This window comes from Oligoflexus sp. (genome assembly GCF_035712445.1).
GTDB lineage: Bacteria > Bdellovibrionota_B > Oligoflexia > Oligoflexales > Oligoflexaceae > Oligoflexus.
This window is the reverse complement of record NZ_DASTAT010000026.1, coordinates 122,657-142,994: the sequence shown is the minus strand read 5'-3', so window position 1 is coordinate 142,994 and position 20,338 is coordinate 122,657. Positions and strand designations below refer to the sequence as shown.

The 20,338-nt window shown below is 55.2% G+C and carries 21 protein-coding genes; 10 read left to right on the top strand and 11 right to left on the bottom strand.

The annotated features are described in order from the left end of the window. Window positions 1-92: 92 nt before the first annotated feature. Window positions 93-872 (top strand): substrate-binding periplasmic protein, encoded by a 780-nt coding sequence (locus VFO10_RS05805; protein ID WP_325137992.1) that lies wholly within the window; start codon window positions 93-95, stop codon window positions 870-872. Here the strand turns inward: VFO10_RS05805 and VFO10_RS05800 are convergent. Then, window positions 869-1,471, bottom strand: a complete 603-nt coding sequence (locus VFO10_RS05800; RefSeq protein ID WP_325137990.1) for an outer membrane protein — start codon at window positions 1,469-1,471, stop codon at window positions 869-871. The two genes, VFO10_RS05805 and VFO10_RS05800, sit on opposite strands and share 4 nt — an antisense overlap. 257 nt (window positions 1,472-1,728) lie before the next feature. Between VFO10_RS05800 and VFO10_RS05795 the strand changes: the two genes are divergently transcribed. Beyond that, entirely contained in the window at window positions 1,729-2,457 is a 729-nt protein-coding gene (locus VFO10_RS05795) for an HAD family hydrolase (RefSeq protein WP_325137988.1), read from the top strand. 4 nt (window positions 2,458-2,461) lie between these two features. Here VFO10_RS05795 and VFO10_RS05790 read toward each other — a convergent pair whose 3' ends face one another. The 4 genes from VFO10_RS05790 to cysS form a co-directional block, all read right to left on the bottom strand. Then, window positions 2,462-4,474, bottom strand: a complete 2,013-nt coding sequence (locus VFO10_RS05790) for a PAS domain S-box protein (RefSeq protein ID WP_325137986.1) — start codon at window positions 4,472-4,474, stop codon at window positions 2,462-2,464. A gap of 166 nt (window positions 4,475-4,640) precedes the next feature. Continuing rightward, complete coding sequence (locus tag VFO10_RS05785; RefSeq protein WP_325137984.1) at window positions 4,641-5,108, bottom strand: MgtC/SapB family protein; 468 nt, start codon at window positions 5,106-5,108, stop codon at window positions 4,641-4,643. 21 nt (window positions 5,109-5,129) lie between these two features. Beyond that, window positions 5,130-6,368 (bottom strand): imidazolonepropionase, encoded by a 1,239-nt coding sequence (gene hutI / locus VFO10_RS05780; protein WP_325137982.1) that lies wholly within the window; start codon window positions 6,366-6,368, stop codon window positions 5,130-5,132. Between the two features lie 3 nt (window positions 6,369-6,371). Beyond that, entirely contained in the window at window positions 6,372-7,838 is a 1,467-nt protein-coding gene (gene cysS, locus VFO10_RS05775; protein ID WP_325137980.1) for a cysteine--tRNA ligase, read from the bottom strand. 163 nt (window positions 7,839-8,001) lie between these two features. On the opposite strand from cysS, the gene VFO10_RS05770 reads away from it, so the two are divergent. The 5 genes from VFO10_RS05770 to VFO10_RS05750 all read left to right on the top strand — a co-directional run bounded on the left by VFO10_RS05770 (window position 8,002) and on the right by VFO10_RS05750 (window position 12,065). Next, a complete protein-coding gene (locus VFO10_RS05770; protein WP_325137976.1) occupies window positions 8,002-8,322 on the top strand; it encodes a hypothetical protein in 321 nt (106 codons plus the stop codon). 245 nt (window positions 8,323-8,567) lie between these two features. Continuing rightward, window positions 8,568-9,224 carry a hypothetical protein gene (locus VFO10_RS05765; protein WP_325137974.1) on the top strand — a complete coding sequence of 219 codons (657 nt, stop codon included), beginning with the start codon at window positions 8,568-8,570 and terminating at the stop codon, window positions 9,222-9,224. 109 nt (window positions 9,225-9,333) lie between these two features. Then, window positions 9,334-10,227: a hypothetical protein gene (locus VFO10_RS05760; RefSeq protein WP_325137972.1), complete on the top strand. Its 894-nt coding sequence runs from the start codon at window positions 9,334-9,336 to the stop codon at window positions 10,225-10,227. Window positions 10,228-10,396: 169 nt separating this feature from the next. After that, window positions 10,397-11,455, top strand: coding sequence for a chemotaxis protein CheX (locus VFO10_RS05755; protein WP_325137970.1), 1,059 nt, complete (start codon window positions 10,397-10,399; stop codon window positions 11,453-11,455). 121 nt (window positions 11,456-11,576) lie between these two features. Continuing rightward, the gene (locus tag VFO10_RS05750; protein ID WP_325137968.1) at window positions 11,577-12,065 is read left to right on the top strand and encodes a hypothetical protein; all 489 of its coding nucleotides are present in this window, start codon (window positions 11,577-11,579) and stop codon (window positions 12,063-12,065) included. A gap of 27 nt (window positions 12,066-12,092) precedes the next feature. Here VFO10_RS05750 and VFO10_RS05745 read toward each other — a convergent pair whose 3' ends face one another. Genes VFO10_RS05745 through VFO10_RS05735 form a run of 3 tightly spaced genes read right to left on the bottom strand, consistent with a single transcriptional unit; the run spans window position 12,093 to window position 14,338 of the window. Beyond that, window positions 12,093-12,419 carry a cytochrome b5-like heme/steroid binding domain-containing protein gene (locus tag VFO10_RS05745; RefSeq protein ID WP_325137967.1) on the bottom strand — a complete coding sequence of 109 codons (327 nt, stop codon included), beginning with the start codon at window positions 12,417-12,419 and terminating at the stop codon, window positions 12,093-12,095. Continuing rightward, complete coding sequence (locus VFO10_RS05740; RefSeq protein ID WP_325137965.1) at window positions 12,416-13,570, bottom strand: ferric reductase-like transmembrane domain-containing protein; 1,155 nt, start codon at window positions 13,568-13,570, stop codon at window positions 12,416-12,418. Before VFO10_RS05740 ends, VFO10_RS05745 begins: the two co-directional genes overlap by 4 nt. A 12-nt stretch (window positions 13,571-13,582) precedes the next feature. Beyond that, the gene (locus VFO10_RS05735) at window positions 13,583-14,338 is read right to left on the bottom strand and encodes a DUF445 family protein (protein WP_325137963.1); all 756 of its coding nucleotides are present in this window, start codon (window positions 14,336-14,338) and stop codon (window positions 13,583-13,585) included. 340 nt (window positions 14,339-14,678) lie between these two features. On the opposite strand from VFO10_RS05735, the gene VFO10_RS05730 reads away from it, so the two are divergent. The 3 genes from VFO10_RS05730 (at window position 14,679) to argH (ending at window position 17,804) form a co-directional block, all read left to right on the top strand. After that, complete coding sequence (locus VFO10_RS05730; RefSeq protein ID WP_325137962.1) at window positions 14,679-15,098, top strand: hypothetical protein; 420 nt, start codon at window positions 14,679-14,681, stop codon at window positions 15,096-15,098. Window positions 15,099-15,144: 46 nt separating this feature from the next. After that, complete coding sequence (locus VFO10_RS05725; protein WP_325137961.1) at window positions 15,145-16,344, top strand: argininosuccinate synthase; 1,200 nt, start codon at window positions 15,145-15,147, stop codon at window positions 16,342-16,344. Window positions 16,345-16,427: 83 nt separating this feature from the next. Beyond that, window positions 16,428-17,804, top strand: coding sequence for an argininosuccinate lyase (gene argH, locus VFO10_RS05720; protein WP_325137959.1), 1,377 nt, complete (start codon window positions 16,428-16,430; stop codon window positions 17,802-17,804). Window positions 17,805-17,831: 27 nt separating this feature from the next. Here argH and VFO10_RS05715 read toward each other — a convergent pair whose 3' ends face one another. The 3 genes from VFO10_RS05715 to VFO10_RS05705 form a co-directional block, all read right to left on the bottom strand. After that, a complete protein-coding gene (locus tag VFO10_RS05715) occupies window positions 17,832-19,148 on the bottom strand; it encodes a class I SAM-dependent RNA methyltransferase (protein ID WP_325137957.1) in 1,317 nt (438 codons plus the stop codon). Then, the gene (locus tag VFO10_RS05710) at window positions 19,087-19,422 is read right to left on the bottom strand and encodes a hypothetical protein (RefSeq protein ID WP_325137955.1); all 336 of its coding nucleotides are present in this window, start codon (window positions 19,420-19,422) and stop codon (window positions 19,087-19,089) included. Before VFO10_RS05710 ends, VFO10_RS05715 begins: the two co-directional genes overlap by 62 nt. A 66-nt stretch (window positions 19,423-19,488) precedes the next feature. Further along, entirely contained in the window at window positions 19,489-20,241 is a 753-nt protein-coding gene (locus VFO10_RS05705; protein ID WP_325137953.1) for a hypothetical protein, read from the bottom strand. Between the last annotated feature and the right edge of the window lie 97 nt (window positions 20,242-20,338).

Genomic DNA, 20,338 nt, shown 5'->3' with positions numbered 1-20,338 from the left:
CATTTTTCCCTTTCATCCATATAGGAAGAGAGGAGGATGAACAACTGAGCGAAGTGCGCTACATAATTCCGCCGACACAGTTTGAGGTTCTTATGTCCCGGTTATTCATGATGCTGATCATGCTGTCAGGTGTCGCGACTCCGCTTCAGGCCAAGGAACTGCGGATTTCCGCGTCCGCCTACCTTTCCGAGCCCTACACGATCTATGAAAAAGGCGTCCTGCGGGCCGGTCTTGTGAAAGATATTTTTGATGAGCTGGGCCTTGAATTGGGCGTTAGCATTCACTATGTGGATCTGCCCCGCAAAAGGGTCGAGGCGGGGCTTGAAAGCGGCGAAATCCACATAGCTCCCGTGGCCCATCCTCATTGGCTTTCCAAGGATTTTACCGGGGATTGGACGGAACCGCTGTTCATGATGCGGGAGCTTTTGGTGATGCAGGCCAGCAGCACACTCAACTATCAGGGTCCGGGTGATCTGAAGGGCCTGCGCATCGGGACCATCCTTGGCTATCACTATCCTTATGTGGAGCCCTATTTTCGATCGGGAGCGACCTTCAGGGCGGATGTCCAAAGAGCCGATCAAAGCGTGGATATGCTTTTGAATCGACGCATTGATGCCTACATCGTGCACGATATATCGTTTCGTTATTTTCAAAAAATGGATAAGCGCGCCGCGCTCCTGCGGGCCGTCGATCTTAAGAATACGGGAACGGAAATTTCCTGGGCGGTTTCGAAGAAGCTGCCGGTTCCGTTCGAGAGGCTGCAGGCCTTTATAAGAGGGCTGAAAAAAAGCGGGCGGATCGAGCGGATCCTGAAGAAATATCAGCCGGCAGAAGCGGGTCCTCCGCCCCTGCCAGCTGGAAAAAGGGATTAGAACTTGAACGAGAGGAAGGCCGAGAGGTCATTGCGTTCGATGGAAACGTCCTTCAGCTCGATATCGTCGGAATCTTCCGTGCTCATATCGCCTTTGCCCAGAGTCGTGCTGTAGCGGTATTCGCCGCCCAGATCCAGGTTGTCAGCCAAGGCGAAGGTGAGGCCGGCGCCGATGTCACCGTTCAGAAGCGAGGCCGAGTTGAAATCCTCGAAGGCGAACTGGTGAAGGCTGAGGCCGCCCTTGCCGTAGAATGTCATGTTGCTTTGCGAAATAAAATCATAGGCGAAGTATCCTGAAATCCCCATGTCCGAGGCCTTGGTGTCATCCTCTTCGTAGTTGGTCACGGCGATTTCACTGCCGAAGCGGGCGCGGTCATCGAGCTTAAAATCAAAGTCCACACCGAAACCGAGACCTGTGATGGATTCATCCGAAGTGCCGTTCAAGGGCCGGCTGAGCGGTCCCACGCGGTAAGCTTCTGCGTCGGTCTGGACCTGGCTGTGAATCACTTTGGGTTTGATCGCGACGCCGTCGGCAAAGGCCTGGGCCGCTGCGAAGCTACTGAGGGCGAGGATGGACAGAGTTGCAAACTGACGAGTCATGGTCTTCTCCTTGATGATGCCGGGGTGCGAAACACTCGCCAGCAAGCTGGAGCAAACCCTGGGCCATGATTTTTTCCAATGATTCCCATGAATTCAAGAGAGATGACCCGGGAATTCATGGCTACATCCGTGTTCCATAATATACAGCTGATGACCGATGGTCCTTTTCACCAGGGGGACAGCCGCCGGTTCCGCGCATATAATTTGCAACGCGAGCGGACGGAGCTGCTTGGCGATTTGACATTCGGAGGTCACACATGGGTCAGAACTTAAAGAATTTAGTGTCCGAGAAAGAGGCCGTGCTTTTTGATGTGGATGGCACCCTGGTCAATAGTAACGAGCTGCATGCCAGTGCCTGGGCCGAAGTGCTGGAGCGTTTCGGGCATGATGTCACCGCTGAGCAGGTATGGCCGTTGATCGGCAAGGGTGGGGACAAGCTGCTGCCCGAGCTGACCGGCATTGCCGCCGACAGTGACGAGGGGCAGCGCATCGCGGAGGCGCGCACGAAAATTTTCATGGAGCATTATGCCCCGCGCATCAAAGCCTTTCCCAAGGTGCGCGAGCTGCTTCAGTGCCTCGTGGCGCAGAAAAAGAAAATCATCATCGCCACCTCGGCCAGCAAAGACGAACTTCAGGCGATTCTTCAGAGCGCGGGACTGCAGGATTGTTTTCCGGATATGACCGCGGCGGATGATGCGGATCGTTCCAAACCCGATCCTGATATTATTCAGGCAGCTCTGAAAAAACTGGGAGTCAGTGCCGCCAATGCCGTCATGATCGGGGATACGCCCTATGATATCGAAGCCGCGCAGAAGGCCGGAGTCAGCATCATCGCTGTACGCTCCGGCGGCTGGTCAGATGAAGATTTTGAAGGAGCGACGGCGGTCTGTGAGGGGGCCGAGGAAATGCTCACCGAACTGACCCGCGCACCGAACAGTTCAGCCCTGCAGCCCAGCCCGCAGCATGATGAGGCCGCTCCGCTCTGAAGCGTCAGCGCCCATTGGATTGCAGGGCGTCCTGGGAAATATTTCGCAGCTGACTCAGGACGCTGATCATTTCCTTGAAATTAATGGGCTTGGTCAAATAACCGCTGAATCCAGCCGCGAGGCAACGTTCGCGCTCTCCGGCCATGGCATGGGCCGTCAGGGCGAAAATAGGCACTGCGTAGCCCTCGGCGCGCAGCCTGCGCGTAGCCTGAAATCCATCACAAACCGGCATCTGCAGATCCATGAGGACGGCATCGAAGCTATTGTCCCGCACCAGCTGCACGGCCTCCTCGCCATTGACCGCTTCGATCACGATCGCCCTTTGCTTCTGCAGGATCTGGCATACGATCGCCCTGATATCGGCCGCATCCTCGGCCACGAGCACCCGCAGACCGGAAAGCAGGACCTCAGGTCGCGTTAGCTTTTTGTTGGGACTGCCGCTCGCATCCTTCAAAGGTTGAATCACCAGACGTTCCATCGCCGCCCCGGCATGAATGGTTAAATGAAAGATGGAGCCGCGGCCCGGCGCGCTTTCTTCAAGCACGAGATCGCCGCCCAGGAGTTTCGCCAGCTTCAAAGACAGGGAAAGCCCAAGGCCCGTGCCCCCATATTTGCGGGTGATCGAGGGATCCGCCTGGCTATAGGCCCCAAAAATTTTCTGACTCTGCTCGGGGGTCATCCCGATCCCGGTGTCGCGTATTCGGAAGGAAAGCAGCGGATGCGCAGCGGAGGGGAGCATGCTCACCTGGATGCTCACCTCTCCCTGATGAGTAAACTTGATCGCATTGCCGATCAGATTCAGCAGGATCTGCTTCAGGCGAATGGGGTCGGTCTGAATCAGCCGGGGCACGCTGCTGCCCAGCTGGATCTGAAGTTTGACGTTTCTTTCGATGGCCTTGATTTCCAGCATATCCTTGATGTCGTTCAAAATCGTGGCGACGTCGGTCGGCAGCAGCTCGACGTCCATTTTCCCGGCCTCGATCTTGGATATATCGAGGATGTCATTCACCAGGATTTCCACCTGCCGACTGGCCCGCAGTATGGATTGAATACGCTCACTCGCTCCGGGACCATTCCCCTCTTCCGCGAGGATTTCCGCATAGCCGCGGATGACGGCCAAAGGCGTGCGGATTTCATGGCTCATGTTGGCAATGAATTCTGATTTGAAACGACTGGCCTCTTGCAGATGGACTTTTTCGGCGTCCATCATCGCGAGCTTCTGTTCGTAAAGTTCAGCCTCCATCCGTCTTTTCTGTTCGTAAAGCTCGGCCTCCAGCTGTCTCTTCTGTTCCTCCAGCTGCTTTCGTTTGGTCAGATCCGACGACACGCCGATGATTACGGAGAGTTCACCATTCCGATCGCGCAGGCAGGTGTCGGTGACATGGACGAGGAAATGATGACCATCGCGATGTCTGACCAGGAATTCACCGCTCCAGCTTTTCCCCTCCTGAAGCGCTGCCATGATTTCAAGACCGAGTTCCTTGTTTTCCTCGACGGTGGTGATGTTGATAATGTTAAGGCCCAGGACCTCGTCGACCTTCCAACCGTAAATCGCTTCCGCGGCTTTATTCCAGTAAAGGATGCGCCCCGGCAGATCCGTGGCGATGACGGCTTCACCGATCGAGTCAAGCAGGGCTGATTGAAAAACCAGCGACGATTTGTGGGTCAGAGCGGATCGGAGCGTCAGGGATTCCATCATGACAACGAAATAAAGAGGATGCTCGGCTGAGCCCGCTGTGCCTCGGCCGGCATCAAACTGGACGGGATTCGCAGGCCGGTCGCTTCTTTGAATCCTGAATTCGCGCGGAGGCATGCCGACCGATCCCAGCTGGGAAAACCATTGGCGGAATGCGTCCTGATCTTCAAGCGCTAGAAATTGGTCGAGAGTCTTGTGCAGCAGAGACTGCTGACTTTTCCCCAGAAGTTCAGCAGCGGTGGAGTTGAGGTCGTGGATGACGCCCGATGCATCCAGGAGGCAGATCGCAATCGGCAAATAATTGCGCGATAATTCATGCACAGCATCACTCTTCATGGGCCGCCTTTGTCGAGGAATCATGCAAAGGGAAGACACACCGTCGAAGCAGTTATTCATGGTTTTTCATAGGAAAGTCCAACGGATTCTTCGAAATTCGAAGGTGTGAAAACTTTTAGGCAGGTCTTTGAAGGCGCGCGCCTGGTGAATTTTAGGACGAACGCTTCGACTCAGGAATAAGGGCCAATACACTCAAGGCGAAGACAGTTCCAATCACCGCGCTGGCTTCCCTTCCCATCCCCACGACAATTCCAATGGTGGCGGTAAACCAGACAGCGGCTGCCGTTGTGAGGCCTTCGATCTTGCTCTTATCGGTGCGTTTGAGGATGGCACCCGCCCCGACAAAACCGATGCCGGCCATGACGCCCTGAATGATGCGGCTGATATCGGCGAAAGGCATGCGTGCCTGCTCGGCAGCCGCCACGACAAAGGCTGTGCCCAAACAGACGAGCATATGGGTCCTGAGACCCGCATCCTTGCCTCGCCATTCCCTTTCATACCCGATGAGTCCGCCCAGGACAGCCCCGAGCATAAGGCGTACGAAAAGGCGCGTGGCGCTTTCGATGCTGGGCAGATCCGAAAATTCCGCCTGAATTCCTTCCCAGATTTCTTCCCACATTCCCGAGCGCTGCTCCCCTCTTCACGTCAAACGTTGGCCGCCGATCACGACTTCCTTGGGCTTTGTTTGACCAAAATGGGCGATCCACTGTTCGACTGAACTGACGCCGTGGACCACGATATCCGCATCATAGCCTTTCACCAGAGCGCCTTTTTTATGTTCCAGGCGCAGGGCGCGGGCTGCATTCCATGTGACGGCCACCAGAGCTTCCGCGGCGCTGAGTCCGCAGTAAAGCGCGGCAAGGCCGGCTGCGAAAGGCAGATTGCCGATGAAGCAGGATCCGGGATTGAAATCACTGGCCACCGCGATGGGACAATCGGCATCGCGATAACGTGAGGCCTTGGCATAAGCGATCTTTGTATAAAAGGATGTGCCCGGTAAAAGCACAGCGACTGTTCCCGCGTCCGCCATGGCCCGAATGCCTGTGTCACTGGCGGCCTGTACGTGATCCGCGCTGGCCGCACCCCACCTGGCCGCTGCAAAAGCCGCGCCGCTGTCGTTGAATTCATCAGCGTGGACCCGCAGGTTTAGGCCAAGGGACCTGGCTTTCTGGGCGAAGCTCTCCACATCAGCGACGGAAAAGTAGCCGTCCTCGACAAAGGCATCGACCCAGTCCGCGAGTCCGGTGCGAGCGAGTTCAGGCAGAAGCTGATCGCGCATCGTCTTCACGTATTCCGATTTATCGGGGACATCGGCAGGAAGATCGTGCAAGGCAAGACAGGTGACCACCACGGTCTGAGGGCTGGCGGCCCCGACTTTGCGCAGGATTTTCAAAAGCCGCAGCTCTTCCGCCACCGATTGTCCGTATCCGGTTTTCGCTTCCACCGTGGTGACGCCATTGCGCAGAAAAACCCAAAGCTGCGCCAGGGTTTTTTGCAGGAGAAGATCATCATCAGCGGCTCGCGTGCTGCGAATCGAATATTTGATGCCGCCGCCGCGGGCCGCGATGTCCTGATATGTGGCCCCGCTCAGTCGCAGAGCGAATTCATGGGTGCGGTCCCCACCGAAAATAGGATGCGTATGACAATCAATCAAACCCGGCGTGACCAGGGCGCCGCGGGCATCCAGCTGCGGCCAGCGCTCGTAGCGTTCCGGGATCTGGCCACTGCCGAGGTCCTGGATCTTTCCATCCGCGATCGCCAGCCAGCCCTGATTCAAGGCGCCGAGGTCATCGGCTTTGATGCGCGTGAAACGCTTATCCTGGGCGAGGGGAGCCAGCGTTACGAGTTGCCCGCAATTCCTGATCAGGAGCTGTGCCATGCCTTAGGCCTCATCATCTTTCCAAAGGATTGTCCAACGCGTGCCTTCGGGAGCATCCATCACTTCGATGTTCAGCGCCAGCAAATCCTGGCGAACAGCATCGGCCTTGGCCCAATCCTTGTTCTGCCGGGCTTCATTGCGCGCCGCGACCAGACGGTTGACTTCGCTCTCCGCGACGTTCATCTCTTTCAGGATCTGCGATTTCAGCTGGGAAATAAAGGCCTGAGGCTCCATTTTCAGAAGTCCGAAGACCTGGAAGAGTTCGCGCAGCGTCGCAGCATAGGCTTTGGCTGTATAACTTTTGGAAGGCGACTTCTTGCCTTTCTGCAGTTCATTGGCGCGACGGAAGCCGAGCAGAAGTTCCCGAAGGGCGCCGACCGTTCCGAAGTCATTGCTCATCTCGCGATGGAAGGCGTCGGCTATCGCTTTGGGATCAAAGCCGGGCAAAAGTTTTTCCTGGGCCGGTGCATCCGCAGCGAGGCGATCCAGGTCCTGAAGGCTTTCATAAAAATAGAGGAGGCGTCGGGCTGCCTGGCGGAACACCGCCTCGGAAAAATCCACGTTCGAGGTGTAATGGAACTGCAGATAAGCGAGGCGCAGCACTTCACCAGGAAAACGGGCCACGAAATCCTTGATGAAGATGTGGTTGCCGAGGCTCTTCGACATCTTCTGTTTATTGATGGTCAAAAGCCCCGAATGCATCCAGTAGCGCGCGTAGCTGCAGCCGTTGGCGGCTTCCGATTGGGCTATTTCATTTTCGTGATGCGGGAACACAAGGTCGCGTCCGCCGCCATGGATATCAAAGGTCGCGCCCAGAAACATCTTCGCCATCGCACTGCATTCGATGTGCCAGCCGGGGCGTCCACGACCCCAGGGGCTGTCCCATGATGCGCCGGGCGTGTCATCGCTTTTCCAGAGCGCGAAATCCATATCGAATTCCTTGTCGCAGGCCGCGAGGTCGCGGGTGCCGACGCGGAGTTCGTCGATCTTCCGATTCGAAAGCTTGCCGTAATCACTCTTCTTCAGCACGCGGTAATAGACATCGCCTTCCGCGTTCGCATAGGCATAACCCTTCTGCACGAGGGCCTGGATCATGGCGATGATCTGGGGAATGGATTCGGAAACGCGCGGCTCATGGTTCGCGGGCCTGACGCCCAGAAGACCCATGTCCTCTTCGGACGAGGCGATCATCGCATCGACCAGAGCCTTCGGTGTGATATTCCGTTCCTTCGCGCGGTTGATGATCTTGTCATCGACGTCCGTATAATTTCGCACATAGGTCACGCGGTAGCCGCAGTATTCCAGATAGCTGCGGATGACATCGAAGTAGACGGCTTGCATTGCATGGCCAATATGACAATTGTCGTAGACAGTCACACCACAGGCATACATCCTGACGTGATTCGGCTCGAGTGTTTCCAGCTTTTCTTTTTTTCCGGTAAGTGTGTTGAGGAGATGGATCTCGCGCACGATAACTCCCTAAGGCACCAAAAACATTGTCATATTATCTGGGCAAAAACGACCAGACCACCCTTATACAAGACGCAAGCGGAGCCTGTCCATTGCATCGCTTGAGTTTAGCCTCAAGTTTCCGGCTCGTCGTTCGATAAATGAGGCAGGAGGATCGTGATCCATGTCGGGCGCATCCAAATCGCAAATGATCGACGTCAGCGAACTGCAGTACTATTTCGATGCTGTGGAACGCGATAGTTTGGATCGTCAGAGTCACAGCCGTCGATCGTCGGAAGTTCTGGCTATCCGCGATAAGCTTTTGACGCTGCCGGACAAGGATTTTCAGGCTGCTGTTCAAACGATCAAGAATATTCTAACCCCTAATGGCGTCAAAACCACCGATGTCGATGAGAACAGGGTCAAGCGCCAGCAGGCGGCCGACCTTTATGATAAGACCCGGACGGAAAAACCGCTCGCATCGCTTAAGGCTGGGTCTGTATAGATCATACTTACCATAACCGATGACCTCCTGTGTCCACCCCCAGGACTGCCCAGCAACCCCCGCTTTCGACTACAATGGGAACAAAGCTTCAGCGAAAGGGTTTCTCGATGCAGCAGCCATCGTCCCCACGGCCGTCGTCGTCATTTGAGCCGTCGTCCCCACGGCAGCCATCCTCATTTGAGCAGCCGTCGTCCCCTCGGCAGCCCTCAACATCCACTCCTCGTCACCCCCTCTGGGACGACGAGATGAAATTTGAACTCTTCCGGTTTCGGAGCGAGCTCAAAACGGAAAACATTCGCGTGCTCGCCGAACCTTTGGGATTGGGGCTCGTCAAGCGTGAAAGCAGCCAGGGACGCAGCCTTTACCCGCAGCTGGCGCATGCCCCCATGCAGCCCGAAACGACGCCTGCAAAAAATCTAAAGACCAAAGCGACACCTGCGGCTGCCCCTATGAATTATCCGACACCCAGTGAAATGCCTGCGGCATCTTTGCAAACGAGCCCTGTACCACCCATTCCGAATCCCGAGCAACCCATGATAGCCATGGCCGACAGGCCTCAGGCCTCGATGCGTCGTTGGCTCTTCCTCCTGCTCTCCCACTGCGTTGATCTTGGTTTTGTTGGGCTCTGCCTGGGGCTGGGTTTTATCGTGCTTGGGTTCGTCATAGATCCAGCGAACATGTCCCTGCACCCCAAAATCCTTCTGGATGCTGCTCCTGTGCAGGTTTTGAGACAGGTTCATGGGCTTGCGCTCATGATTGGCGTTTACGTTGTATTCGGCTGCTACTGGCTCTTCTTCCGTTTCGTATCCGGTGCGACCCTCGGTGAAACGTGCTTGCACAATTTCAGCCATGACTCTGAGCCTCCACGTTCCGCCTCAGTCAAGGGCTCTGGGGATTCCTGACCGGGCATCCTTGACAGTCTCAAGATGTGGTATGTATAGTTGTTATAAGCCTTTTTAAAAGTAAATGAATGACTTGGCCAGCGTCCTCGAGGACGTCGGAGGAAAAGCCATGAAGCGCTCGGGAGCTGTGAAATTCCCCCACTCGGTGCAACTGTTTAAGTTTTGTCAGAAAGTGATGATGCACCAAAAAGGGACCAAGGTTCGGGACCAGGAGGTGGGTTCCATCCTGAATTTCAATCCCTCGGATTGTAGTCACTGGAAACGCGGGGAGAAAAACGTCCGCTCAGTTTTCGCGCTAGCGAAACTCGCCGATGCCTTGAGCGTTGAAACCACACTCATTCACGATATCACCAGCGGAACCGCTGATCTGGATGAGGCCTTCTTCGAGTATCAGGAAGCGAAGAGCTTTCGTGCGCTCAAAGAACAAATTCAAAAAGTGAATCCCGAACAACTGAAAGCGGCTCGGGAGCGCGTTGTTGAATTCACTCAGCGTATTCAGCAGGAGTGCGAGTTCCAAACTCCTCCTCTTTATCTGCCTGAAGTGATGCGAACCTTCGCCTTCATCAGCACGCAGCCCGTGGATATGCTCGATAAACTGAGCCGCATCCTGCGCGTGAAAGCTGGCCAATACTGCATTCAGTATAAAAAAGGCGAGCTGAAAGCCCAGACCCGCATGTCGATGGTCAAAGACCTTGCGCGCATCATCTTTGAAGGTGAGCGCGGCCGTTTCCCCGAATTCGGTCCCATGCAGGGCGACCTCGTGGCCTATGAGGAGCAGGTCTTCGTTGCCAATCTCCTTCTGCCTCGCTCCATGCTGCAGGCGGAACTCAGCAAACTCGATACCCGTCGCAACGTGATCAGCGAACTGGCCACCATCTTCTGGGTTCCCAAGTCGCTCATCAGCTATCAGCTGCAGGAAATCGTCTGCGAAACGCTGAAGCCTTCGGACAGTGCCATGCGTGGCCACTCGGAAATCGCAAGACCAGAATCCATCACCGCCTAAGGGCGAATGGACTATCTAATCGCAACAGTTGGGGCTCCGATAAAACGGAGCCCTTTTTTTTGTCCTTCAAAGGCCTTGCCACGTCAAGGGTTGCGGCCCGGCGGCGCTTGGTCTAAGGATCCCCGCCCAGGTTCCGAAAAGACCTGCAGGAATAGAGTGAGGGTCAACGGTGAATACCGAGCAATTGAAAGCCTTTGAGTCTTTTGTTCAGGAAGCCATGCAGCAAACCCTGCCGCAGGTCGGACTCAGCCGCATCGAGGACAGTTCGGGCAGCGATATGGTTCACTGGCCGGATCCGATCATGGTCAGCATCATGAGCTTTCAAAGCGACAACATGCACGGGACAGCCGTCATGGGCTGTGACGTCGCTTTCCTGGAACGTTCGCATCCCAGCTTTGATCCGGATGACCCTGCGCGCCTCTCGCTTCTTCAGGATTGGCTCGGCGAGATGAGTAACCTCATCATTGGCCGTCTTAAAAATAAACTGTTGCCCCTGGGCGTCACCCTGAAGCTTAACCCGCCTTCGGTCATCGAAGCCAGCGAGGAGATCTTCGAGAGTTATGCCACCCGTTCCGAAAACGTCAAACTCTGGTTCAGCTGCGAGCATCAATTCTTCTGCCTTTCTTTCAGCATGGATCTGGATCCTTCGGTAAATTTCGCGGCCCATCTTTCAAGCCAGGGCCACGAGCTGCAACCGGGTGATGCCATCTATCGCCTGAATGAACCGGCTGGTTCGAACAAACAATATGATGTGATCGCCCAGATTCGTTCCGGTGTGATGACTGATGACGATCCGGCTTTGCATGATGACTTTGACCTTGATGATGATATGCCTTTGCATCATCAGACGATGAATCGCCGTTTGGAAGGCGTGGACGAGCTGGAGGCCAGCACTCTGAAAAAGCCATCCACCAGCACAACGGTGCCCAGTGCCACACGCGTTCATTATCCCGATGTCCATCAGACGACGGTGAGCAACAGCGAGATGCCGCGCAGCCAGCATCGCCGCAGTCTGGAAGCCGCGGAATGGGATGAGCCGGGTGAACTCTGCCTCCGCTTTCAGGGCGGCAGCATCGTGCGCCTGTCGCCGGCCAACCTTCTGGCCAAGGGTACAGAAGTCTTAGTTATCGAAGGTTATCAGCTGGAAATCAAACAGACCGCGCATGGCATCCGCGTGACGCTGCCGGAGCTTAAAATCTCGCTCGAAACACCCATACTCGCCGCCTGATCCTTGTACGTTTCCCGAGCATTCCACGGACGAGGCAGCCTGATCAAAGGCTGCTCAATCTTCAGTGGACCTTCGCCAGAACCTATTCTAGATATGGCTTTTATCTTTGGAGGAATTCATCATGATGAAAGCCATGTTCGTGTCCGCACTGCTTGGTTCGCTCGCTCTCAGTACTATGGCCCAAGCCCGTTACATCGGTCCCATCCTCGTCAAGGAAACCAAGACGGGTTTTGTGCTGCCTGAATTCGCGAAAGCCGAGAAATGTGAAATCTTCGCCGATCGCGTCGTGCTCACCACAAAATTCGCCAGCGGTCTGCAAAGCGTAACGACGTCGTCGAACAGCCTTCAGGGAGATGTTCAGGGTCTTTTGCAGAAAGCCAGCAAGGGAACTCAGGTGAAGGTCGCGGGTCATGCAGACGGCTCTTCAGTTCGTCACTTCGGCAATATCATCAACTCGAATGATTCGGTGAGCTATGTGGGACTTACCTACGAAAACAGCGCGACCGGCGAATTCATCATCAATCAAAGCGTCGAAGCCCGCACGCTGCGTTTTGTGATCGATACGCTCTGCCCGAACACGCTGCAGAGTTCTGCTTCCAGCGCTGACTAAGGTTCTGTCACTGTCGGCCCCCGCGCCCTAGGGGGATACGATCCTGCCCTTGTGCAGATTTTTCAGCATGAGCTGGGCTTTCCGGCTGTGCGCCTTGCCCTTGCCGTCTTTGGTTTCCCAGGCCTGGGTCGCTTCCTTGCCACACCAGGGATCCAATTCGTACTTATAACGCAGATGATCCTTGAGCGCTGCGGTGATGTCATAGACCGATCCGTCGATGATAATCCAGCAATCTGTTTTCACGTTATGCTTGCTGACCGTCTCATGCGTGAACAGCTGGTCTTCTGCCGCCAGCACGCGACCCTGTCCCAGGAGCAGCATGAGCAGCATCGACAAAATGCGGCGCGTTTTCATGGATTGAATTCCTCCGTAGTGATGTCCTGGGATGAAACACCCTGGCCCTTGAGATGCTCACGCAGCATCCGCATGAAAAGATTGGGCCCACAGATGACAATGCGCGGCTTCGAAAGGCTTTTCAAGAGGGCATCGAGACGCTCCCAATCGGGTCTATGCCCCTTTTTATCCACCATATTATGCCAGACTAAATGAGGCGTTGTTTCCTGAACGCGGGCGATTTCGCTGCCCTGAATTATGTCTTCACCCCGACTGACATAATGGAGAATATGAATTGGCGGTGTGTCCAGCGTCTGGGTACAGTGCAGAAAGCCGAGGAACGGCGCGATCCCAATGCCCCCGCCGATCCAGATCTGGGGCCGATCGAGGTTCAATTTCAATTCCACAAAGGGTCCAAGGACCTCGACCTCATGGCCGCTCTTGAGATCCTGAAGATGCGAAGTGTCACGTCCCAGATTTTTGATATAGAGCCGCAGGTAAGGTTCCAAACGGCAGGACGCGACAGAAAAAGGATGCAGCGCGCGACTGAATCCGCGGCTCAAAAAACGCAGGTAAATGATTTGGCCGGCGCGGCAGGGCTGCTGCTTCCGACGCCGGTCCTTGGGCTCAAGCGTGAGTTCCCACACGCTGGCGCTGACTTTATCAAGAGCCTGAATCCGATAGCGCTGCGCCCTGGGATTCCAAATATGGCCAAGGAGCAAAAAGCCAAGACTGAGTCCACCCATGCTGAGAGCGGTATAGAGAAGTCCCTGATCCCAGGCGTCATCCCGTGCGAAGACAAGGCCGTGATAAGACGCGGCAAGGAAGGCCAGGGGAAAAAGAAAATGCCAAAGACGCCAGCTCTGAAAGCGGAGGGTTTGCCGATAGCTGAAAACGAGGGCCACACAGAAAAGCAGGATGGCAGCCCAGCCGGCGAGTAGCGGCGGGTCGCGGGTGATAATCAGATCCTGGATGAAATCCGGCGGTGTTTGAAGGATTTCCGCCAGCACATGAAGAGTGAAAGCCACTCCCGTTATCAGCCCCAGCTTATGATGAAGACGATACTGCAGAGCAAGACCGCCGAGCAGTCGCGACATCACTCGCCACCTTAATGCGGTCAGAAGGCTGAGCGCGAAGACAGTAAGGCTGAAGAGGGCTAAAAAACGTGACATGGCATGCTCGTTTTACTGCAGGAAGCTTGCAGCCAGTCCCAGAGCAGCTCCAAATACTCCGCCCCAAACGACCAGCCAGCCGAGATGGGAGCGAATCATATCCTGGATAATATCCTTCACCATCTGCGGCGTAAGCTCTTCCAGGCGAGCTTGCACCACCTGTTCGATCTTGTCCATCAATCCTGGAGCGGAAAAATCCTTGGCCAGAACTTTATGAAGGATCTCGCCGAATTTGGGAGACACGACGATTTCGCGGATGGCTTCGTGCATTTTGGTTTCAAAGGTAGGGCGCAGGGTTTTCTTCACCGAGTCCATGCCGCCGAACATCGCCAGCATGGGACCGAAGGGCGAACTCTGCACGGCGGCCATGAGCTTTTCGAAAAGGATGTCCTGATCAATGGCATTGATGATGACATCCGCTTCGATGGCACGCGCCGCCTGGTTGCCCAAAAAGCGCTCCAGATTTTCCTGGGTGAAAAACTCTTTCATGATGAGCTTACGGATGCCGCGTTTGAATTCCTCGAACTTGAGGGGAATGATGCCCGAACCATAAAGCCCCGGTATGCGTTCGAAGAGCATATAAATCGCAAGCCAGTTGGTGATCGCGCCGGACAGCGCATAGGAGCCGATGGCTTTCAGCTGCGGACCCCAAATCGGACTCACGAAACCCAGCAAAAAACAGAGAAGGGCCAGGAGATTGGTCAGAAAACTTTTATCCGTCCACTCGAATTGACCAAAAATGCCCGACGCCTTGTTTGAAAAACTCATTGTATTCTCGACTCCCTGAATATTCCGCTCTATTCCCATGGAACGCATATAATTACAGTTATGCGCATACGGGCGGCAAGGTCAAACCTGGCTTTCCGCATGGCGGCGCTTTCCGCCCCTTAACTTTGACTTCTCTATTTTAATCATTCTTTTCGAGTACTTGCTGCTCTCAAAGCCTTGCGGGCGAGCCCCCCGAGGGCTCCATTCCCGACAATTTATGAAGTGTCCCAAAAAAATTCTGGTGCGTCCCCCATTTTTTTGTTGGGCCCAGCTGCATAATGGTGTAGTTATGCGTATGTTAACTCTATTTATGCACATGATACGCATATAGGTGTCAGCCATGCTCGACCAGAACCGCCTTAGCATCATTGCCGACGTTATTCGCAGTAATAAGGTGAGCAACCAGCACGATCTCAAGGAACACTTGAAGGAGCGGGGTTTCGATACCACGCAGTCCAGCATTTCCCGGGATCTGAAAAAACTGGGGGTGGTGAAGGTCGAAGGTTTCTATAAAACGCCGAGCATCGCGCCGGGTGAATCCAGCAAAGTGGACCGACTCGATGCCACGACGGCCGGGGATAATCTGATCATACTGAAGACCGGACCAGGGAATGCCAACCGTGCCGGGGTTGTGATTGATCGGGCGAATATTCCGGGGATACTGGGAACCATTGCCGGGGATGACACTATTTTTGTCGCTGTCGCCAATCGTCAGCAGCAGGCCAAGGTCCTTCGACGTGTCTTTGCCCTGTTTGATTGATGTTTTTTGACCTCTCACACATATGTTCAAGATGGAAGGAGCAACCGTGCAGGATATTAAAAAGATCGTACTCGCGTATTCCGGGGGCCTCGATACTTCGGTTATGGCGAAGTGGATCAAGGAAACATACAAATGTGAAATCGTGGCGTTCACCGCTGATATCGGTCAGGGCGCTGAGCTGTCCGGTCTGGAAGAGAAAGCTCTCTCGACCGGCTGCTCGTCCATTTTCGTCGAAGATCTGCGCGATGAGTTCGTGCGTGATTATGTGTTCTATGCGGTGAAAGCCAAGGCTGTCTATGAAGGCTGCTACCTGCTCGGCACATCGGTCGCGCGTCCTGTCATTGCCAAACGCCAGATTGAAATCGCCCAGAAGGTCGGCGCTGATGCGGTGGCGCATGGTGCGACGGGTAAAGGCAACGATCAGGTTCGTTTCGAGCTGACCTATTACAGTTTGAAGCCTGATATCAAAGTGATCGCTCCCTGGCGGAACTGGCCGTTCAAATCGCGGACGGACTGTATCAATTATGCGAAGGAGCATAATATTCCGGTCACCGCGACCGCGGCGAAGCCTTATTCGATGGACGCCAACCTCATGCACATCAGCTACGAGGGCGGCATCCTGGAAGATCCATGGGCTCCGGCTCCTGAGGACATCTTCCTCCTTACGAAATCCGTGGAAAAAGCGCCTAAAGTCGCCACCGAGCTGACCCTTTCCTTTGAACGCGGCGTGCCGGTCGCGATCAACGGTGAAGCGATGGCTCCTGTCGCGCTCCTGACCCGCCTCAACGAAGTGGCTGGCGAGAACGGCATTGGCCGCGTGGATATCGTCGAAAACCGCTTTGTGGGCATGAAGTCCCGCGGTGTTTATGAAACTCCGGGCGTCACCGTCCTGCACCAGGCGCACCGGGCTTTGGAAAGCATCACGCTGGACCGCGAAGTCATGCGTCTGCGCGATGGTCTTTCGATCAAGGTTGCGGAATTGATTTACAACGGGTTCTGGTTCGCGCCTGAATTCCAGCATATCAAAGGCATGATCGAAGGCATGATGCAGCCTGTGACCGGCGATGTGAAGCTGCGCCTTTACAAAGGCAACGTGACCACGCTCGGCCGTCGTTCGCCCAACTCGCTTTACAGTGAGCAGCTGGCGACGTTCGAAGCGGATCAGGTTTACAACCAGGCTGATGCCGAAGGCTTCATCAAGCTGAACGCTCTGCGCCTGCGCCGTCAGGCTCAGTTGCGCGGGTAAGGTTGTCGATATCAGTCGACTCCCGTCATCCAAGCTAACTTTCTTACGTCATCCCGCGCGAACGCGCGGGACTGGGGTCAACGATGAAATCTCTCTGGGGCGGTCGTTTCAGCGAAAAGCAAAACGACTTCTTCTTCCAGTTCAACGAATCCTTCAGCTTCGACATGCGTCTGGCTGAAGTCGATATCATCGGCAGCAAAGCCTACGCCAAGGGCCTGCAGCGTCGCGGCATCTTCACCGAAGCCGACCTGCAGACCGTCCTGGGCGGACTCGATGAGCTGCTGGATGAAATCCAAAATAATCCCAATCTTCTCGCCAGCGCCCTCAGCGAAGGCTATGAAGACGTCCACTCCTTTGTCGAATACCAACTGACACAAAAAGTCGGCGACCTCGGCAAAAAACTCCACACCGGCCGCAGCCGTAACGATCAGGTCGCCACCGATCTGCGTCTTTACCTGCGTGGTGAACTCGATGCGACTGTCAATTTAATCCAGGACCTGCAAAAAACCCTGGCTCAGATCGCCCGTCAGCATCCAAACACGGTCATGCCGGGCTACACGCATCTGCAAAAAGCCCAGCCGATTCTCTTCGCGCATTATCTGCTCTCGTACTACGAGATGCTGAAACGCGATGCCAGTCGCCTGACCGATGCCCGCGTGCGTTTGAACGTCCTCCCCTTGGGTTCCGGCGCTTTGTCCGGTAACAGCATGGGCGTGGATCGGCACTTTTTAGCAGCCGAACTCGGCTTCGATGGCATCACGGCGAACAGCCTCGATGCAGTCTCCGATCGTGACTTCGCGGTCGAATTCATGAGCGCCGCCAGCCTCGGCATGGTGCACCTCAGCCGTCTCGCTGAAGATCTGATCCTTTACTGCTCCGATGAATTCAAATTCATCCGCATGGGCGATCAGGTTTCGACGGGCTCGTCGCTGATGCCTCAAAAGAAAAACCCCGATGCCCTCGAACTCATCCGCGGCAAAAGCGGTCGCGTCGTCGGCAATCTGATGGGTCTTCTTACCGTGCTGAAGGGCCTGCCGTCCTGTTACAACAAGGATCTGCAGGAAGACAAGGAAGCACTCTTCGATAGTCTCGATACCTACAAGGCCTCACTCCGCGTGATGCGTCTGGTTTTGGAAACGATGACTGTCAACGAAGAACGCATGGCTGCGGAAGCGGAAAAAGCATACATGAACGCCACCGACCTTGCGGATTACTTCGTAGCCAAAGGCATGGCCTTCCGGGAAGCGCATCATCTGGTGGGCGAGATCGTCGTTCATGCGATCAAGACCGATCGCAGTCTGAATGAACTTCCGCTGGAAGACTACCGGGGGTTCAGCAGCCTCGTCGACACTGATGTCTATGCGGCCCTTGAAATCATGGCTGTTCTGCGGAAAAAGTCGAGTATCGGCGGGACCAGTCCCGAGATGGTACAGGCTGCTTTGCGCAGTGTCCTTTCCTGATCCCAAAAGGCCCCTGATGCTCGGGCGTCAGGGGTTTTTCTTCAGCACAGCCACTGTCTCGACATGATAGCTCTGTGGAAAAAAATCCAATCCCTTCACATCGTCCAGATCATAACCAGCCGCCAGCATAATCTTCAAATCCCGCGCCAGCGTATTGGGATCGCAGCTGACATAAATAATGCGTGAAGCCCCCAACTCCAGAACCGGCGCTACGGCCTCGGCCATGCCGCGGCGCGGAGGATCGACGATCAGAAGATCAAGGGCAGGCAGATCGGGAAACAGCTGCCGGATGTCCTGTGCATCTCCCGCTGCATACCGCGCGTTTAATTGATTCTGCTTCGTATTATAAACAGCGGCTTCAATGGAAGGCGCATAGGCTTCCACCCCGAAAACCTGGATGCCATCACGAGCCAAAGCCAGGGAAAGATTGCCGCTGCCACAGTAAAGATCAACAGCATTCTGCACTTTATGCTGCCTTGCAAAATCCCGAACCCATCCCCGCAGAAAGCGATTGGCCGGCAGATTCACCTGCTGAAACTGCCCCGCGCGGGTGTGAAAGCGGAGCCCGTCCCATTCCTCCAGCAGTACGAATTCCCGGGAATCCACAATGAGAGTACGCTGCAGAATGGAATTTTGGTCCACAGCCTTCTTCAAATCCTGCCAGAAACCGGGCGGAATCTCCTGACCGGACACCAGCACCCGACCATCGGCAATCACCTGAAATTCAAGGCTCGTCTGAAAGCTTCGTTCCCTCTTCGGAAAACTCAGCCTCACACATTCCTGCAGGACCTGGTTGATCCTTTCATCTGCAATCCAGCAGCGTTCGATCGGAACCAGATCATGGGAACTTTTCGCATAATAGCCGATCTGTACTTTTCCCTCGGGGGTCAGCTGCCACTTCACATCGATGCGATTGCGATAATGCAGCTCGTCCGGCGAGGCGTGCATCGCAAAGGGATAAGTCCCCGCGGGGATGCCGCCGATCCTTTGCAAGGCATCTTCAATAAATCCGGCCTTCCACGTCTTCTGCATCGCATAGGGCACACGCTGCCAATGACAGCCTCCACAGCGTTCTGCATAAGGGCAGGGCGCAGGCACGGCATAATCGGGAGCAGCCAGGCGGGACGTGACGCGCGCTTTGGCAAAGCGATCCTTGTTCTGGATAATGTCCGCGGCCACGGTTTCCCCGGGCAGCGCATCCGCCACGAAATAAACTTTGCCGTCACGTCGGGTGAGGGCATAGCCTCCGAATGCGACGGATTCCAGTGTCAGGGTTATAGTCTCAGGCGTTGTCTTCGAGGCGGACTGTGGTTTTTTTCCGAACGTTTTTCTTTTGCGATTCATGCGGGACCAGTTCGATCGTGATATGAATTTTTTTATTTTCGAGCAGCTTCCCCAAAGGCTCTTTCAGAACCATCGCGGTGGCGGTTCCGATCTCGCGGCAGATCACCTGCACGAGTTCATCCTTGCCCTTGCCGGCCCAACTGGCCATGGCCGTGAGAAATTCCTTGGCCCCCGAAAGCGATGTGTCATTTTTGTCGCCGCGGCGGCCGATGGAGCCGACGAGATACTGGGTAAAGAGTTTGACGACGCGGTCTCGTTCCGTGGTTTTCTTCATGGATCGGCTCTCCAGCGCGCAGCGTTACAGCGCTAATCTAGCCAGGAACCTGAGCCTTGTCCAGTGTCAACCGGCCAGCTCATCCAGAGTTTTCACAAGGTCGCCGCGTTCGGGAAAGGGGAGGGCCGCGATCACATCGGCAGCGAGCCGGACCCGATCAGGATTTGGTTCCTGATCCATGATCTTGAAGGCTTCACCGGGTTCCAAAATACCTAGTTCGGTGCGGTTATCATGTTTGATACCGCCGGTCTTGAGTCCATGCACCGACGACCATTCGACGATGTGATTGTCCGCAATCAGCTGCCAGGCGGAAACACCTTCCTCCTCACTCAACCAGATATGCAGATCCGCATCTTCACCGTGAAACCAGGCTAGCCCCGCATGTTGATCCCGCATGAAGGCGGCATCCACGGGTGACAGGGAATTGGCGAGTTCGATCGGACGCAAGAGGCTGCGGAAGAAACCAAGCATGCGGGCATCCGGTTTATAGAGCTCAAAACCCACCTGCTGCTGCCTCTTCCAGGCCACCTTCACCTGGATATCCTGGACATCCCCGTGATAGCGCATCCGGGCCGCATAGATATCATTCAGTTCAAAGCGATCATAGGCCCGGCGGGAAACGTCGCTGCAGAAGCCTTTGGCGGAAATATCACGAATCACCAGAATGTCCTGATCATTCATCACGGTCAGATGCTGCTGGTCGACCTGATAGCGCTCATAAAGGCGACGATTCTTGCCCGCTGACGCCCGGCTCGGAAGCTTGCGCTTTTTGGTCTTACGACCCGAATGCAGTTTTTTTCGTAAAAAGATTCGGAACAAAGCCCTGGCCTCCGCCGCGATAATGCTCCACGTCCTCTGACCCTCCCCTTATCGTACATTCCTTTCAGATTTCGCGTCCGCCGCCCGATAGAGGTTG